The 17,215-nt window shown below is 42.1% G+C and carries 9 protein-coding genes and 1 CRISPR repeat array; of the genes, 4 read left to right on the top strand and 5 right to left on the bottom strand.

Translation table 11 applies throughout. The features are described from left to right. Window positions 1-365: 365 nt before the first annotated feature. A complete protein-coding gene (locus CC97_RS14915) occupies window positions 366-626 on the bottom strand; it encodes a hypothetical protein (protein ID WP_049962948.1) in 261 nt (86 codons plus the stop codon). A 499-nt stretch (window positions 627-1,125) separates the two neighbouring features. Next, window positions 1,126-1,455: a CRISPR direct-repeat array (repeat unit 37 nt; unit sequence GGTTGATATACCCCTTTCACCATTGGGTGTTTGAAAC). A 162-nt stretch (window positions 1,456-1,617) separates the two neighbouring features. After that, the gene (locus CC97_RS14910) at window positions 1,618-2,469 is read right to left on the bottom strand and encodes an Rpn family recombination-promoting nuclease/putative transposase (protein WP_044975869.1); all 852 of its coding nucleotides are present in this window, start codon (window positions 2,467-2,469) and stop codon (window positions 1,618-1,620) included. Between the two features lie 324 nt (window positions 2,470-2,793). On the opposite strand from CC97_RS14910, the gene CC97_RS14905 reads away from it, so the two are divergent. The 4 genes from CC97_RS14905 to CC97_RS14890 all read left to right on the top strand — a co-directional run bounded on the left by CC97_RS14905 (window position 2,794) and on the right by CC97_RS14890 (window position 8,356). After that, window positions 2,794-4,803 carry an ABC transporter permease gene (locus CC97_RS14905; protein ID WP_044975867.1) on the top strand — a complete coding sequence of 670 codons (2,010 nt, stop codon included), beginning with the start codon at window positions 2,794-2,796 and terminating at the stop codon, window positions 4,801-4,803. Window positions 4,804-4,864: 61 nt separating this feature from the next. Next, window positions 4,865-6,991, top strand: coding sequence for an ABC transporter permease (locus CC97_RS14900; RefSeq protein WP_044975865.1), 2,127 nt, complete (start codon window positions 4,865-4,867; stop codon window positions 6,989-6,991). Window positions 6,992-7,033: 42 nt separating this feature from the next. Next, the gene (locus CC97_RS14895; RefSeq protein WP_044975863.1) at window positions 7,034-7,384 is read left to right on the top strand and encodes a GntR family transcriptional regulator; all 351 of its coding nucleotides are present in this window, start codon (window positions 7,034-7,036) and stop codon (window positions 7,382-7,384) included. Window positions 7,385-7,480: 96 nt separating this feature from the next. After that, window positions 7,481-8,356, top strand: a complete 876-nt coding sequence (locus CC97_RS14890) for an ABC transporter ATP-binding protein (protein WP_044975861.1) — start codon at window positions 7,481-7,483, stop codon at window positions 8,354-8,356. A gap of 136 nt (window positions 8,357-8,492) precedes the next feature. Here CC97_RS14890 and CC97_RS21105 read toward each other — a convergent pair whose 3' ends face one another. The 3 genes from CC97_RS21105 to CC97_RS19080 form a co-directional block, all read right to left on the bottom strand. Beyond that, entirely contained in the window at window positions 8,493-11,783 is a 3,291-nt protein-coding gene (locus CC97_RS21105; RefSeq protein ID WP_049962947.1) for a family 43 glycosylhydrolase, read from the bottom strand. 345 nt (window positions 11,784-12,128) lie between these two features. Next, entirely contained in the window at window positions 12,129-13,904 is a 1,776-nt protein-coding gene (locus CC97_RS14880) for a carbohydrate binding domain-containing protein (RefSeq protein ID WP_049962946.1), read from the bottom strand. An 841-nt stretch (window positions 13,905-14,745) separates the two neighbouring features. Beyond that, window positions 14,746-16,938, bottom strand: coding sequence for a carbohydrate binding domain-containing protein (locus tag CC97_RS19080; RefSeq protein ID WP_049962945.1), 2,193 nt, complete (start codon window positions 16,936-16,938; stop codon window positions 14,746-14,748). Between the last annotated feature and the right edge of the window lie 277 nt (window positions 16,939-17,215).

The raw sequence follows: 17,215 nt of genomic DNA, 5'->3' as shown, positions 1-17,215 counted from the left end.
TCTATACTTGGCATACCATTCACCCCTCTTTCATTTTGGATTTTTCCCTTTCACTACCAGCTTACGCTTACATCGATGGTTGGCATATCATCACTTCCTTTCCGCTAAACAATGAACTTACTTCTGATTACTTGCCTGCTACTACTCTTATTATTGTCTTTATTGCGTTTTCCATTGTAGGGTATTTCATCGATTTCACCTGCCTTTCAATATAGATTTTTGTTTCGTCACCAGCTTACGCTGACACTAATGCTTGGCATAGCGTTCACCTCTCTTTCATTTCGACTTATGTCTTCCACTACCAGCTTACGCTTACATCAATGGTTGGCATACAATCACTTCCTTTCACTGTTGCACCCTAACCTTTAATTACACCCTGCCATCTGATTCATCAGTCTTTCCATCGCAGCTTCCGATCCCCAGCCTCGTCTTATTCCGCTTCTGTCAAGGATTCTGCAGTGCTGGGTTATCATATTCTGTTCAAGCTTGTAGCCTCCGCCTTCTCCTATCGTGTTCCAGAACACTCCTGCATCCACTACCGGCCATGGGATATTCGGCATCTTCAGCATTCCTGGGTTTTTGGCGATGTTTTCAAGGGCTGTTTTTACTATCATTTCATTTAACATATTCGTTTCCTCCTAGTATTTACGTAGTTTTTGATTTGTGTCTTCTTAAGTTTGCTTTTACAGATATTCAGGATCAAGTACCATCATTCTGATCAGCTCCCTTCTGTTTATATAATATGATTTTTCCGGTACTGTTAAGTGATATATGAAAAAAAATATTTTTGCAGCTCAGAACGGGCATTACATAAACGGCTTGATGTCACCATTGTTAAGTGAATACCATATCATTTTCATTGCCATAAATGCTACGCTGCAGTTTCTGCTGTAATAGTTGTTTGCCATATAAAATCATCCTTTCTGAAATCGTGACTGTTTTTGTCTTCTGTATTAATAATATAAAATTTTAGATCTGATTAAGTGATAACTGAAAAATTTATTTACACTGCCCTGAAAATATGGTATAATTTAAGTGTAGCCAGTGGGCGTTTGACATCATTTTAGGGGTATTTAACAAACAAATCAGAAGGAATCGCTTGAAAGCGCGTAATTACGAGGGGGGGGTTGATATACCCCTTTCACCATTGGGTGTTTGAAACTATGCTTGGAGATTCATGTTGGTTGTCTTATGGGCGGTTGATATACCCCTTTCACCATTGGGTGTTTGAAACTTTAAACGGATCGTCTCCGTAGACATAGCACACTGCCCCACGGTTGATATACCCCTTTCACCATTGGGTGTTTGAAACCTTCGTTGAGTCTGACTTTGAATCTTTCCGGGACCGGGTTGATATACCCCTTTCACCGTTGGGTGTTTGAAACAATCATCTCCATTTCAAACTTATGCTTCTTTTCGTTTGGTATACCCCCTTCACCGATGGGGGTTTGTAAAAGAAAAAGCTTCGGAAAGTTAAATCACATCATTCCTGTGATCTTCTTTCCGAAGGTTTTATGTTAATATTCTAAAGCATAAAGAAAAACCGTATATTTCTGAAAACAACATCGTTCAGAAATATACGGTTTTATCAGTTTATAAACAACAAATCAAAGTCTATCATCCAAGAAGTATCTCTCTGGCTATATCCCAGTCGCTCATTTCCGGATGGTTATCAATCATACGATAAATAGAATCAAGCTCCTCACGGGTTATAGAAAGCATATTCATCATAACCTCATCGCTTACCAGTTCTCTGCCTTTTCTAACTGCTGAAACTGACTTTTTAAATTCAGCTATATCTCTTTCTTCGTCTATTTTCATTGCCATTGTCATATAATCCCGCCTCCATTTCTCATTTATCTTAACCTTTTTAACGGCTTTGTCAAGATTATCAGCATAACTTCCCTTTGGCGGTATCTTACCCGCCATATACTGTAAAGTCGCTTTCAGTTCATCGTTTATATTCCCGACTGAACCATTGATATACAGTACAACGGAAAGCGTATCATCATCAAGATAAACACTGCTATCTTCCTGACACTGACCTTTGAACGTATACATATACCGATTTTTCCCGTAATAATCAAAATCACAGATAAAAATCACAATACTCTTTTTCAGTTCACTAACTTTTCTGCCCTGTTCAAGGATGTTAATGTCTATCATGTCATGATAGTAACGAATGCGCTTAGCCAGGTCCTTCCTGTTTGCAACCTGAATCTCAATATTATAAACCGTATTGTTATCATCCTCACAGTATACATCAAGGCGGACACTTTTGTAACCATAGTTGGCGCTGATAGTTTTCTGCCTTTCCGGATATGTGATGTGATCGATTTTGATGTCCAGTATGTATTCAAGCAGCGGTTTAAGATTCTTTTCCTCACTCATAACCGCTCCGAACATAAAATCGTCCTTGATAGTGAGCTCTTCGAATGGCTTGATGTTGTTACCTGCCTTTTCTGACATAGTGTTTTTCCTCATTTCTTATAATTATTTTAGCACATCATGTTTGGTATTGCAATAAGCGTTTTCAAAACATATATGTAATATAATGTTATTATAGCACATATAATCCATCTCGTCAACCATCGTTTTCCTTTTTAACGCATACGAGATTTATACTGAGGTTTCTATTTTATATAACGTTGTTTTTTCACTAATTCGCTTCAACCCTGTTGACATTTCACTCAGACTGTGTTAAACTAAGTGTACTAACAGAAGTAGTACACTTAGTACAAAGCTGAATCAAAGAAAAAATCCACGCTGACCGCAGGGAACAGGAGGTATTGTATGAAAGGAAACAAAACGCAGGCTGTAAAAAGTCCGTTTGCGGGACGATTTTATATGCAAATAAAAAAGAACAGAAAACTGTTTATCATGGGATTCATACTGCAGCTTCTCGGACTGCCACTGTACTTATTCTCAGTATTCATGGAAGATGAGACTGATAATTGGTATATGAAGAATATGACTACAGATTTTATAGACAAAATGAACCTGTCATATCAGAATCAGAAATACATTTATGAAAACGGCAGCAGAATCTCTCTGATCATGCTTATCCCGGCCATATTATTCGGTGCAGTGATAGCATTAAAATCATTCAGTTATCTTTACAGAAAATCAAAAACGGATATCGACATGTCCCTGCCTCTCAATAAAAATCAGCTCTTCTTTGCAGATTTTCTTTCAGGTCTTTTTTCATACACTGTTCCGCTGGTCATAATATCACTGCTGTCATGTCTGATGGTTTTTTTCTTAGGAATGGGAAATGAAACGATCATCGTCATATCACTAAACTGTGCGGAAATTCTTATCGCGATGATCTATCTCTATACTTTTTCCGTACTTATTTCCGTCTGCTGCGGAAAACTGACCGATGCAGTCGTATATCTGATCCTTTCAAATATTGCTGTGTACATACTATGCGTATCAGTCTATTCTTTCAGAAACAGTTTTATCCCGAATTTATGGAACGATGGTAAACTCCCATATGAATTTACATGGCTCTGCCCTGCAGGTGCGATCTCTCATATTCATCTTTTATCCGACATAGGTGATCTGGCGTATCTGTACGACCAGGCAACTGTAAGCAAAGAAGTGGAAATAAGCTGGATCATCTGGTGTCTCATCATAAGTTCGTTATGTTTTCTTGTCTCTTTCATCGCTTTTGGAAAAAGAAAAGCAGAAGACACCGGAAAAACCATCACTGCTCCGGCACTGTTCCACGCCGTTGTAATGTGCTTCACTGCCGGTATAATTTATACCGTATGCAGCCACTACAAATTTCACCTTTCCAACTTCACAACTCCTGATATAATAAAGATTATTCTGGCTGTCACATTTTCACTGATTTTATTCTTTATTCTGTTTTTCTTCAGAAAAAGACGTATCACCCTTGAAGGTACTTTAAAAAATATGATATTTCCTGTTTCTGCGGCATGTATATCACTTATCATATACGTAGTGTGCATAAACGCAGAAGGATTTGGTTTAATGTACCGTATTCCTGACGTTTCAGACATCGTCGAAGCAGGCATACACTCACCTTTATGGCCTGCTGATTACGGACCAGACAAAAAAAACACTTACACTGATAAAGATGACATAAAGAAAATAACAGACTTAAACCGTGAACTCAATAACGATCTGCGGGCATCGCTCACAGATCCTGATGCACTGAATAATTATGCAGCAAGATATCCGGATGTATTATTATTCCGGACAGACTATGACAATGAAAAGTTAAATAGGTACGGAAACGATAACAGTATCAAGATCTCTTACCGTCTGAAAAACGGAAAAGAATACGAGCGTTCTTATATACCATGTGTTACTGACCTTTCAGAATTTGATTTTTTTATATCTGATGGCAGTGCTATAATGCGTTCGCTTAGGGACAGTAGTCAGGATTTCATGAATTTCATGAAAAACAGAGGTTATATACTTTTCTGCGGAAACACAGATTTTACAGAAAAACTATACGGGCGCAGATTTGAAAACTACATTACATCAAACACTCTTTACCCTAAAGAATATGTCATAAAAGAATATGATGAAGAATTGTTCAGCGAAATAGTTTCCAAAGCATACTATCCTTATTACTTTGACACGAAAGATTGTTATGTTTTCGGTATGAAAACACCTAATCCTGCGATTGGAGACTTAACATGGCAGCTCTTCCTCCCTGCCGAATACTCTGATCTTTACGAAAAATTCATGAAGTCTGCAAAAACGGAAAAAGTAAAATGGTATAAGATTGATACGGACGGAAACAAAAACGAAATGGTCATCGAATAACGTATATACTCTGGTGAAACCGCTGACTGAAAAACAAACCGTTTCCCGAAGGAGGCATTTTATGAAAAAGAAAACAGAACGGCAAAGCACAAAAACACATTCATCGTTTTCAAAACGATTCTGTATGCAGTTAAAAGACAACAGGAAAATTTTCATTGTATCTTTTATTATGCAGATGCTCGGCATTCCGTTATTCCTGTTATTCCGTGATCTTGCCAACCGACTGATACTCAACATGGACAGTAACGCAGCTTCATCCGCTGACCTGTACAACGATGAAACGCTGACACTGTATTCACATCTTAGCCTTCTTTCAGTAATAATTGCTGCTGCTGCATTCTTTTCTGGAGTTTTTACAGCTATATGGAACTTCCGTTATCTTAACAGAAGATCAGAATCAGACCTTGTCATGTCTCTTCCTGTAAACAGAAAACAGCTTTTCTCAGCTGATTTTCTTTCAGGACTCATCACATATACCCTTCCGTATGTTATCTCCCTGATATTCACTCTGCCTATGCTGATCTCATGGTATAACACTGAACTGCGTTCTGACCCTGAGACTGATTATCTCGAAGATATTTTTAATATATATGTATATTATGTTCCCTCACCGGAAGTTATAGTAAAATTCGAGTTTCTGTTTCTTATCGCAATGCTGTTTCTCTATTCTTTTGCAGTACTTGTCACAGTCTGCTGCGGAACTGTATCTGAAAATATAACGAGCCTTGTAATATCAAACTATTCACTTTATCTGCTGTGTTCAGACATCGACAGTATAATATCAGGAGAAACAATTGCATATTCAAACTATGACTACATATTTTCACGTATCTGTCCTCCAGGCGCGCTGTTATATGCAGTAAGATACCTGTACTGGTACGACGAAGCACCATATCTGTACGGAACAGTAAACTGGATGATCTGGATACTTTCATTAAGCGTACTCTGTTTTAGCGCAGCCGGTATACTTTTCAAAAGAAGAAAAGCGGAAGATACAGGAAAACCTTTTGCATTTCATCCTATGTTCTGTGCTGTCTACGCATGCCTTACCACTGCTGTAATATCCTATATCGCAGACGATAGAATATATTTATTTTCATCCCCGAAACTTCTGCGTTTTCTGATATTATCACTGCTTGCCTCATTCTTTATCTATTTCATCCTTTTGTCAGTAAAAGAACGAAAAGTCCGCTTTATACAGTCTCCGAAAAAGCTTATTCTGCCAGCAGCCGTTTTTTTTATCGCGGCCGGATTTTTCGCAGTCTTTTCAGAAACAGGAGCATTCGGAGCAAAGTACTATGTTCCTTATGCAGGAGCTGTGGCCGAAGCGACAATAGATTTTAAACCGTTCTCCGGTACATACACCGATACTGAAACAATAAAACTTATAACCGGACTTCACAAAGAACTGAATAACGATCTAAGAAAATCATCAGAAGATGCAGAAACAGAAAATTATTACAGCACACGTTCCGAAAGTAAGACTTTCTGTTCCGATTATAATATATTTTCAGCGGATCATGCCGACAAAGTATACTATGATACCTCAGAAAATATAACTATAAAATACACCATGAAAAATGGAAAAGGATACAGAACAGATTTTACTCCATGTATAACAGATTATATGAGTTCTGCAATATACAAAATTGCCGAAGAAAATTACAAAAACAGTATGAACGATCCTGAACTTGAATTGCCTGAAATACTATCTGTTAATATTTTCGGAAACGAACATGTAAAATATTCTGATATACCTTCAGAAATAAAAAAATATATTTCAGACAAAAAATACATGGTCTTCTGCGGAAGAACAGAATATGAAAAAGAACTGTTCGGCTGCAGTTCTGTTCCGTATGTTTCATCAACAAGACGCTATCCTTATGAATATGTCCTTACCGATTTTGATAAAAACACTCTTGACAAAATAATTTCAAAGTCGTACTACTGGCGTTACTACGATACCAGAGACTGTTTTGTTGTTACTGTTGTTTTTGATGAAGAAAGCACTGATAAAGAAACCGACCATTCCTCCACATACGGAGGCAATATGGTATGGCTCAAAAAACCTGTAAAATTCAGACTCATGCTTCCGCCTGAATATGCTGATCTTTACAATAAACTGATTGAGAACAGCAACGCCGAAAAGGTTGAATGGATTGAAAAAACAGATGATGATTATTATTAAGAAAAAAGTACCGAACATTATACAACGAAGGAGGCTGATGCAGTGATAAGTATTGACTTAAAAAGCAGCGTACCTATTTATGAACAGCTGTATAAAAAAATAAGCGAACTCATAATAAAAGGCATGCTGTCTGAAAACGACCAGCTTCCCGGAGTGCGTACGCTTGCCAAAGATCTCGGGGTAAATCCGAACACAGTTTCAAAGGCCTATCAGGAACTTGAAAGAAACGGGATCATTTATTCCGTATCCGGGCGGGGATGCTTTGTTGCAGCGGTCGATCACTCGGCGGTACGCGAAGGCATTCTTGAAGATTTCGACAAGGCAGTACATGAGGCTTTGCGTTCAGGAATTACCGTCGAAGAACTGAAAAAAAGGATAGATAAGATCACCTGATCATATGTACGGATCCGCAGCAAGGGGCACAATCATTCCCGAGGATCCTGATCGTCTTCAGTGAAAAAAAACGTTTTACCGGCAAGGAGGTAACCCATGATAAAGATAAGCAATATATCAAAATCGATAGACAAAACGAGTATACTTGAAAATATAGACATTGAGATCAGAAAAGGTTCCGTATTCGGACTTATCGGCGTAAACGGTGCCGGAAAATCAACGCTTCTGCGTCTTATGAGCGGAGTGTACAAACCGGACAAAGGTACGATAACCTACGGCGGTGAACCCGTATACGACAACGCTGCAGTAAAGCAGAAGATTTTTTTCATCAGCGACAGCGTGGACGGGTATTCCGACATGACACCGAAACAGCTGAAGGCCTTCGTAAAGAACTACTACCCGAACTTTTCAGACGAACTCTTTGACACACTGTGTGAAAAGCTGAAACTCGACACGGACAAAAGAATGGCAGTTTTCTCAAAGGGTATGAAACGTCAGGTCCTGATTATCGCCGGACTCGCCGCACGCACTGAATATCTGCTGATGGACGAGGCCTTTGACGGATTAGACATACTAATGAAGAAAACAGTAACGGGAATAATTTTTGATGAAGTAATGGACCACGGTCTGACTGTTGTGATATCTTCCCATAACATAAGCGAAGTAAGCGCACTATGCGATTCAGCAGCAATGATAAGCGGTAAAACTGTAAAATTTATAAGGAACGAAGGCTCAGAAAATACGCTTTTCAAAGTAAACACAGCTTTTAAAACCGATTTCTCTCCGGAATCACTTTCCGGTCTTAACCTTATAAAATCCGAAAAAACCGGCAGTGTTTACAGTCTGATAATAAAGGAAAGCAAAGAGAACATCGAAAAAGCTTTTGCTTCATGCGAAACTCTCTTCCTCGATATTTTCCCTCTCACTCTGGAAGAAGCTTTTCTTTATGAAGCGGAAAACAGTGAAAGCTAATAAAGATGTGCAGAAAAACGACCCGCAGGCGAAACTAAAATCGTCTGCGGGTCGTTTTTTTATAATTTAAATGGAATAATAATTGATATGAAAGCTTTTTTCCGGAATCTCCGTGTTCCGTAGAATCAGTTCTTTATCACTGATTTTCGTGGAAGAAGTATGGAAGTGCGTCATAGATGTAGTGACGAACCTGCGGCCACCAGTGTACGTTGCCCTTCGCTTCGAGGAAGAAGAGATTGCCCTTTGAGAAGTCAGCTGTGTATGTGAATACGTCTGTATTCTTCTTGAGCTCGTTGATCATCGGAACCATGTTGCCGTATGCGATATCCTCAGTACCTGTTGCGGCGAGTACAAAGTATTCGTTCTTCTTGAATCCTGAGTTCTTTGCTGCATTTATTACCTTGCCGGCACCGTCCCAGCAGTGACCTGACAGAGGCATGAAGTATGCGATGATATCGAGGTTGTTGTTGAAGTTAGCCCATGTTGAACCGCCGCCCATTGAGAATCCGCCGTATGCACGGTGATATCTTGAAGCCTTGAGCCCGTCAATGTTTGTATTCTCAGCATATGTTGAATACTTGCCTTCAACGTAAGGGATAATTGACTTGCGCATTTCCTCCCACACGCCGTCAGCGCTCGGAGCCTTGTTGAATGTAGGAGTTACAACGATCATCGGTTCGATATCACCGTTTGCGATCATGTTGTCAAGCATAATGTCAATGTTGATGTTGTTGTCATTGAAACATGTTTCTTCGCTTTCCCCGCCGCCGTGCATCAGATAGAAGACATTGTACTTCTTTGACTTGTCATAGCCGTAAGGGAGATAAACGTACATGTTCTTGTTGCCGTTTATGCCTGTATAGTTTTCCTTGACTACTGTACCGTGGTTTGCAGGCTGCTTAAAGTAGCTGTCCGGTGCAGCTTTGTACTGAAGGTTTGCGTTGTATGCGTATGCTGACTTTGCCGGAGCATTCTGAACCGGTTCGGACTGTGCAGGTGCAGCTGGTGTATTGTCAGGGAATGAAGTGATAACACCGAGGAGATATTTCTGAAGATTAAGAGCATCAGAAGCATCTGTCTTTGAGCTGTTGTCAACGTCACCGTTCTTCTGGGCACTCTTGTTTGTAAATCCGTTAAGAACGCCGCTCTTGAGTGCTGCAAGGTCGGCTATAGTAACTTTGCCGTCCATGTCGAGGTCGCCTTTTACAGTTGTAGCAGGCTTGACATCTGACTTAGGTCCTGTAATGGCTGTTCCTGCGACAGCACCAACAGCTTCATCGATGAAGAAGTCCATTGTACCATCAATTGTTTCAGCGATAAGGTAAGCGTTTGAAGCACCATCAGGTATCTTGTAGCTCGGATTATAGAGCTGAACGTATTCTCCAGGGTTGCCGAATTCCTGAGCCACCTTGTCGTACTTTGTTTCGCCGCTTGCGTCAGTGTACTGGAGTGTGAGCTTGTATTCAACCGGTTCATCAGCTTCCGGAGCGTTGAAGCATGCGCTGAATGCATACTCTTCGCCGGCCTTGAATACTGATCTGTTCAGAACCTTCTGGGCACCGTTCCATGAACTTTCACGTCCTGAAATGCTGAGTGCCTTGCTGCCGGCCTGATGTGAGGAAGCACTTGATGAAACCTGTGCTGCGCCTCTGCCCGACCAGCTGTTTGTTCCGTCTTCGAATGTATCGTGGAACCAGTAGCCGTTCTCGTCAGGCTCAAGAACCACAGGAGAACCGCTGAGTGCCTTGCTGCCGTCACAGCCGTTCCACATCTGGCGTTCGTACTCGAAGAAATCGATATCAGCATAGCCTCCTGTAGACTTGGTAGGATAGCTGTAAATACCGCTGCGGTAGCCTGTGAAAAGCTTGAGGTCGTAGCTCATCGAGAGTTCCTGACCGAGCTTGTTCCAGTTCTGGCCGTCAAACGAATAGTAGAAGTTAGCCTTGTCTATGTTGTTGGAAGAGCTTCCGTCGGAGTTCACGTTTGCGAACTTGAAGTCTACCTTGAGGTAAACCTCATTGCCGCTCATGTTCTGCTCGGCAACTATCTTGTTGGATGTGCCAGCGACATCGCTGCCGCCGTTGACGGACATATATACCTTCTTGTTACCGCTGTCGTCCACGCGTACACCGATACAGCCGTACTTGAGCTGGAATGCCGAAAGACCTGCGTAGTCGCCCGGCTTCATATTAGTGGCGTCAAGCTTGATGTAGCTGCTGCATGCAGGGCCCTCAGTACGCATTGTGAGGGTATTTCTTGCATTAAGCAGATGTGAAGCCATATTCTTGTTCTTCAGACGGAGCCAGCCGGGACGCTCTGTTACAGACCAGGCTGTGTTATCAGGGTTATGGTTCCATGACCATTCAAGCGCAAGGTCGTTGGAGCTGTAGTCGAAGCTGTCATCACCTGCAACGTCGGTACCCTTTGAAGCACTGAGGTCGAGAGTAAGAGGAGCCTTGCCGTTAACACCCATCATCGGCCAGTCGTTCTGCCATGTTACAGGAACGAGAACAGGAATACGTCCTACCGAGCCGTGATCCTGGAACAGAAGAGCGTACCACTTGCCGTCAGGAGTATCAACGATACCGCCCTGTGCGCATCCGCTGCCGTATGAACCGAGACCTGAATCGAGGAGGGTCTTGTTCTCCCAGTTGCCTGTGAGGCTCTTGGAACGATAACAGAACTCAAGTCTGCCGTGACCTGAAGGCCACGCGATACCGAGAATATAATAATAGCCTTTTATCTTGTGGATATGCCATCCCTCACCTGCGAGGTTATTGAAGTTGGTCTTGAAGAGACGCCTTTCCTGTGCGCCCTGAGCCCAGCCTGTCATATCCGAATTGAATTCCTTGATGTTGCAGGTGCCGCCTGCGCCGTAAACGAGGTAATTTCTTCCGTCGTCATCGAAGAGCATGGAAGCGTCGTGATACATACCGTTGAGCTCAACGCGTGACCACTCACCGTTCTCGATGTCGTCTGTCGAGCAGATGTACGACTTGCCTGAACCGTAGCTTCCGAAGAAAGCGTAGTACTTTTTCTTCTTCTCGTTGTAACGAAGACTGGTAGCCCACTGTCCGTGAGAGTAGTCGTGCTTGCCGTTTTTGAGATTCTGAACATCACCGTTAGCGTACGTATCGAATACGTAATTACAGATCTCCCAGTTGGCAAGGTCCTTGGACTTCATTATCGGAGCACCAGGACTGAAGTACATCGTAGTGCTTACCATATAATAGGTATCGCCCACACGGATAATGTCATCATCCGGAACGTCTGCCCAGATGACAGGGTTAGCGATCTGGCCGGCTGCAAGTACAGAAGCTGTCATATCTGGTCTGTTGCTGCCAGGCAGAGCGACCGCAGACGTAAGTACAGCAGCTGCTGATAACAGCGCAGCTGTTGTTTTTACTGATTTTTTAACTTTACACATTTAAGATTCCTCCGTTCAGATTCGGTTTGAATTCAGAGGAGCACTGATATATCAGTCATTTCATATTTTTCAGACATTCAGCGACTCTGAATAATCTTACACAATAATCTCAAACAATTTATTTACACAATCCACGCATTTTATATTAAAATCATACCATATTTGTACAGTTGTCTCAACCCACATTCTGAAGATAAAAGTGGAGAAAACACACACAGGCAGGTACGCGCCTCACGTAAATACTGAATTCCAAACGAATCCCCCCCAGATGTTACACCATGAGGGGGGAGAATCATTCGGGATTTATTTAAATAAAGGCTAAACAAAAAATAATACAAATCATGATCAGTTTCCTTCGTGGAAGAACGAAGGAAGAATATCATAGACGTAATGTCTTACATATCCCCACCAGTGGGTCTTGCCCTGGGCTACAAGATAGTAGAAATTACCCTTTGAAAGATCAGAAGTATAAACAAATTCGCTCATCTTCTTCATTTCATCAATCTGCGGTGTTACGTTCTTATAAGCTATATCATCTGAACCTGTTGCACACATGATGAAGTATTCGTTCTGCTTAAGTCCTGCAGCATGGATAGCATCTGCCACTGACTTTGCCTTGCCGTAACCGCCCTGGCCTTCCCAGTGATCGCCGCTGAGCGGTAACCAGTAAGCGCATACATCAAGACCTCCGTGTACCATGCCTGCCCATGTTGAAACCGATCCCATCGAGAAACCGCCGTATGCACGGTGATATCTTGAAGCTTTAAGGTCAGCCTGTGATGTTGATTTTGCATATGTCGAATACTTGCCTTCAATGAACGGGATGAGACTCTGGAGCCATTCCTTATAGAATGTCTGGGCTTCACACTTGTTGAATGTCGGGCACACTACGATAAGAGGTTCAAGTTCGCCGTTCATGATCATGTGGTCGAACATGTTTGCCATCTTTGCATCGTCGTTATAGAAAATGGTGTTTTCATTTTCTCCGCCGCCGTGCATGAGATAAAGGATATTGTACTGCTTTGACGGATCATAGCCGTACGGGGTATAAACGTTGCAGGTATTGCCTCCGTTGACGCCGGTGTAAGTTTCCTTAGTTATCTTTCCGGCCTGCTGGCACGGGTTGAAGTAATTGCCCGGTGCTTCTTTGAATGAAAGTGCTGCATTGTAGTTATATGCAGGCTTTGGAGGTTCCGCAGTCGGTTCTGCTGTTGGTTCCGCCGTCGGTTCAGCAGTCGGTTCCGGCTGTTGAGGAACTTCCGGAGCATTGTCCGGGAATTCTGTGATCGTACCAAGCAGATATTTCTGAAGATTGAGTGCATCTTCTGCATTTACTTCAGTGCTTCTGTCCACATCGGCATTATTCTTTGCTGCGGCTGCAGCCCAACCGTTAAGCATTCCGCTTTTTAAAAGGACAAAGTCAGCAACGGAGATCTTTCCGTCGCCGTCAAGGTCGCCGGCAGCTGCATTGTTTTCCGCCGCCGGTCCTTCAGGCTTTGTACCAGCCTTTGCAATGATAACTTCATCGATGCTGAAGTCACACGGTGAATCCGTCGTTTCAAACACGAGCACCAGATCCGATGCGCCGTCAGGGATCCTGTAGGAAGGATTTGAAAGCACAACATAACTGCCGGCTGAAGCCGCACTGCTCGCTATTTCATCGTAGTTCTCTCCGCCTGCAAGGCTGTACTGAAGAGTCATTTTGAATGTTGCATTCTCACTGCCCATGTAAGCCGCCGAGAAAGAATATTCATTTCCTGCTGTGAACGATGCAGAGTCAAGCGGGATCATAATACCGTTCCATTCCTCTTTACGTCCTGAAACTCCAAGGCCTCTGCTTCCCTTATAGGCATCACCTGCTCCGAGCGTACAGCCGCCGCGCGCTGAAAAAGCTGCTGTATCACCTTCCATATCGTAGTACATGTAATAACCGTTAGCATCTGCATTTCGGTAAAGTCCGAATATTCCGCTTTCCTCAAATACATTTGCTTCGGATTCCTTTGCGGCATAAACCGTATCTGCTGACAGCTGCTGGACAGACGTTGTCTGAAATACCGCAAATGTGCCTGTAGTGAGCGCAATTGCGGAAAGAGCAGCGCAGAACCTTTTAAAATTAACCATTTTAAAACATCCTTTCCAATACATATGTCTGGATTTCTTCCTTAGCAAATTGCGCTATAATGAAAATATGAATACTTATGTTTTTTTCTTTCTTTTTCTTAATAAACTTTTTTCGATCTATATACAAAAATCCTAACCCGGCCCAATCGCGACAAATTTCGTTCATGCCGGCAAATTGGTTTTTAAAAAAGTTACTGCAGACTGTACACCCGCTGTATTTATCTGTAATGCGATGCGTACATATCACAGTCAGAGAATAATGCACCAGCCATACACTTCTCTTTTTTATTTAACTAATCTGCGATTTGCACAATAACTTTCTTTAATAACGCAATTTTGTAATTTAATAATACCATGTACTGTAACAGCAGACAACCCATAAATTATATATTTAGTGGATAAAACACACTTTCGTCACAAATTTGTACGCAAACAGGCACAAACAAATTTCTCATAAACATTCAAACTGACTGCCTGGCAAACAAAAATCCTCAGAAAGTTTTTGCTTTCTGAGGATTTTTGTTGGTTCTTATATAAAAATTTAAGAGGCTTAAAGATAATTTCGTTATATTGTACATCTGAGATCCAGAAGAAATAAAATACACAATGTAATGATATCACTAATATGACTGAAATCTGTTTGTGTACATTTCCCTTTGATGTATTTATAATATCATATATTTGAAATAGTTACAACCCACATTTCACATAATTGGTAGATAAAATACACATTCATGCAGTTTTTGCTCAAAAAAATACCGGTCCCGCTGAACGCGGAACCGGTACGGTTATAATTTGTATTCAAATATAGCGCTCAAACCATACAAATCATGCGATTTTATCATGAAAGAGCATTCTTGAGCATAATAAGATCGATAACTGAAAGCTTGTTGTCGCTGTTCATATCAGCGTTCTTAAATCCATCACTGCTGAGATCTGACTTGCCTACAAGGTGCTGGATGAGTGCAACGATATCAGTTGTATTTACTGAACCGTTGTTATCAGCATCGCCCTTTGTGTTCTGCGGTGCAGGTTCTGTAACTGTAGTTGTAACTGCTGTTGTTGCTGCAGGTGTTGTAACTGTTGTTACAGTTGTAGTTGCTTCTGTTGTGGCAGCTGTTGTTGCTTCAGTAGTAGCTGCTGTTGTAACTACCGGCTTTTCTGCAGGTCCGTTGATAGCTGTGCCTGCTTTTGCAACAATAGCTTCATCAACGTAGAAGTTCATTGTTCCGTTAACTGATTCAACTACAAGCTGAATATCTGATGCTGCATCAGACGGAATTGTGTATTCCGGATTGTAAAGCTGTACATAGTTTTCCTTTGTACATGTCTTTGTATCAATGTTAGCGTACTTTGCAGTACCTTCCTTGTCCTTGTACTGGAGTGTGAGTGAGAATTCTTCAGTGTCAACGTCTGCATCGAGGAAGTTTACACATGCACTGAAAGCAAACTTTCCGCCTGCCTTGAATGTTGATGCGTCAAGATTTCTCTGGATACCGTTCCATGATGCTGTACGTTCTGAAACAACTACTGCTTCTGTACCTGCATAAGGCGCTCTGCCGCTTGATTCAGTCTTTACTGAACCTCTTGCTTCCCAGTCACCGAGACCGTTTTCAAATGTGTCGTGGTAGTAGTAACCGTTTGAATCAGGCTTGAGAGGTTCTGCTACATATGGAGTTGTACTGCCGTTGCTCTTTGTGCCGTGATCGCCGTTTATTGTACATACGAATGTAGAAACTGAGTTTCCAGGGAGCTGTGCATTGAATCCGCCGCCGCTGCAGTTCATTCCGAGTGTAGCTGCGAGGTTTTCTGAACCTGTAGTTCTGTATCTGTCAACGCTCTTGAGTGTCTGACCGCTGATTGAGAATGCCTGATTTACTTCTGTTGAACCCTTGTTTACAGCTACGATAACAACCTTGTTGCTGTCGCCCTTATATGCTGAAACGAGGATGTTGTTCTGAGGCTGTTCTGTTACTTCAGTTCTTCTGTAGCCAGGTCTTACCCACTTTGAGTACTGAGCCATCATGTAGCCACGCTTTGAAGGCTTGCCGTCTTCAGTAAGAAGGCTGTAGCTTCGGCGGATGTACCACCATACATAAGCACTCATGTTACCTACAACGAGACCGTTATGAATATTTTCTGCTACCTGAACTGCTTCAGGCCAGTTGTTTGCTGAGTTTGCTTTTGAGTTTGGAACGTAAACCTCAGTCATCCAGATTTCCTTGCCGCTGTTTTCAACTGTAGGATAATCCATACCGCTGCGCTGTGTTCCGTAGAAGTGTGTACCGAAAAGATCGCAGTTTGCCATAGCCTTTGAGTTCTGAATGATCTTCTTGTAGTACATTTTACCGTGTCCTGATCCTTCGTAGCCGTACTGGAAGCTTTCAGGAGACATGAGCTTTGCCTTTGTGCCTGACTTTACTGCTGCACCGTAGTTGGCAATGAAGTTTGTTGTACGGTCAGGTGACCAGTATGTCCATTCCTGTGAGTAGTCAGGTTCGTTCTGAACTGAAACCGAGTAAAGGTTGATGCCCTGGCTTTCAACGTACTTTACAAAGCTGTTAAGATGCTGTGCGTATGAACCTTCAGCACCGTCATTGAGAACGTACAGACCACTTGTAGGCTGCTTGCCGCCGCCGTGACGCATGCTTGCCGGAGGGTTCCACGGTGTTGCAAATACTGTAGCACCGAGCTTCTGAGCCTTCTGAGCTGTAGGAACTGCGTTCTTCCATGCATTCTTGTCATCACTTACGAAAATACGGAGAATTGTAAGTCCGAGCTGGTTAGCTCCGTTTCCGAAAGCTGTCTGGATCTCATTATCCTTCATGTCGCCGCCGCCGTTGTAGCTCTGCCATTCAGGATGGTTCATACCGCCGAATCCGCGGATGTACTGATATGTCTTTGAAAGATCTACTGTTGCAGTTGAAGCTGCCTTTACTGAAGCTATTTCAGCATTATCACTGCCCGGTAACATAGCAGCCATTCCAGCGACCATAGTCGCTGCTGTCAGGCCTGCAACGCCTGACTTCAACATTTTTTTTAAAATTAACCATACTTACACAAATCCTTTCCACTTTTACTGTAAATATTTCGTCTCACATCCTGCGCTCCTGCTTTTCGCGCCGGAGCAGTATATTCAGAAACTGCAGCGACTGAAATACTGGGGGAATTCACTGCAGGATCTGTTTGGCTTTCTGAAGAACCTTACATATTTTTTCGAATTTCACAAAATTTGTTTGATGGTTGTTCGGAAAACGATAACATAAAACAGGACCCACTTTAATCTGATTTTATCATTTAACATAAATTTA

Source organism: Ruminococcus sp. HUN007 (assembly GCF_000712055.1).
GTDB lineage: Bacteria > Bacillota > Clostridia > Oscillospirales > Ruminococcaceae > HUN007.
Note: the sequence above shows the minus strand (reverse complement) of the source record. Positions and strands in the feature narration are given on the sequence as shown.

What these genes read in the sequence shown, in the direction of transcription:
- CC97_RS14915 (WP_049962948.1), bottom strand. Translation starts at nt 626, where the DNA reads ATGTTAAATGAAATGATAGTAAAAACAGCCCTTGAAAACATCGCCAAA.
- CC97_RS14910 (WP_044975869.1), bottom strand. Translation starts at nt 2,469, where the DNA reads ATGTCAGAAAAGGCAGGTAACAACATCAAGCCATTCGAAGAGCTCACT.
- CC97_RS14905 (WP_044975867.1), top strand. Translation starts at nt 2,794, where the DNA reads ATGAAAGGAAACAAAACGCAGGCTGTAAAAAGTCCGTTTGCGGGACGA.
- CC97_RS14900 (WP_044975865.1), top strand. Translation starts at nt 4,865, where the DNA reads ATGAAAAAGAAAACAGAACGGCAAAGCACAAAAACACATTCATCGTTT.
- CC97_RS14890 (WP_044975861.1), top strand. Translation starts at nt 7,481, where the DNA reads ATGATAAAGATAAGCAATATATCAAAATCGATAGACAAAACGAGTATA.
- CC97_RS21105 (WP_049962947.1), bottom strand. Translation starts at nt 11,783, where the DNA reads ATGTGTAAAGTTAAAAAATCAGTAAAAACAACAGCTGCGCTGTTATCA.
- CC97_RS14880 (WP_049962946.1), bottom strand. Translation starts at nt 13,904, where the DNA reads ATGGTTAATTTTAAAAGGTTCTGCGCTGCTCTTTCCGCAATTGCGCTC.
- CC97_RS19080 (WP_049962945.1), bottom strand. Translation starts at nt 16,938, where the DNA reads ATGTTGAAGTCAGGCGTTGCAGGCCTGACAGCAGCGACTATGGTCGCT.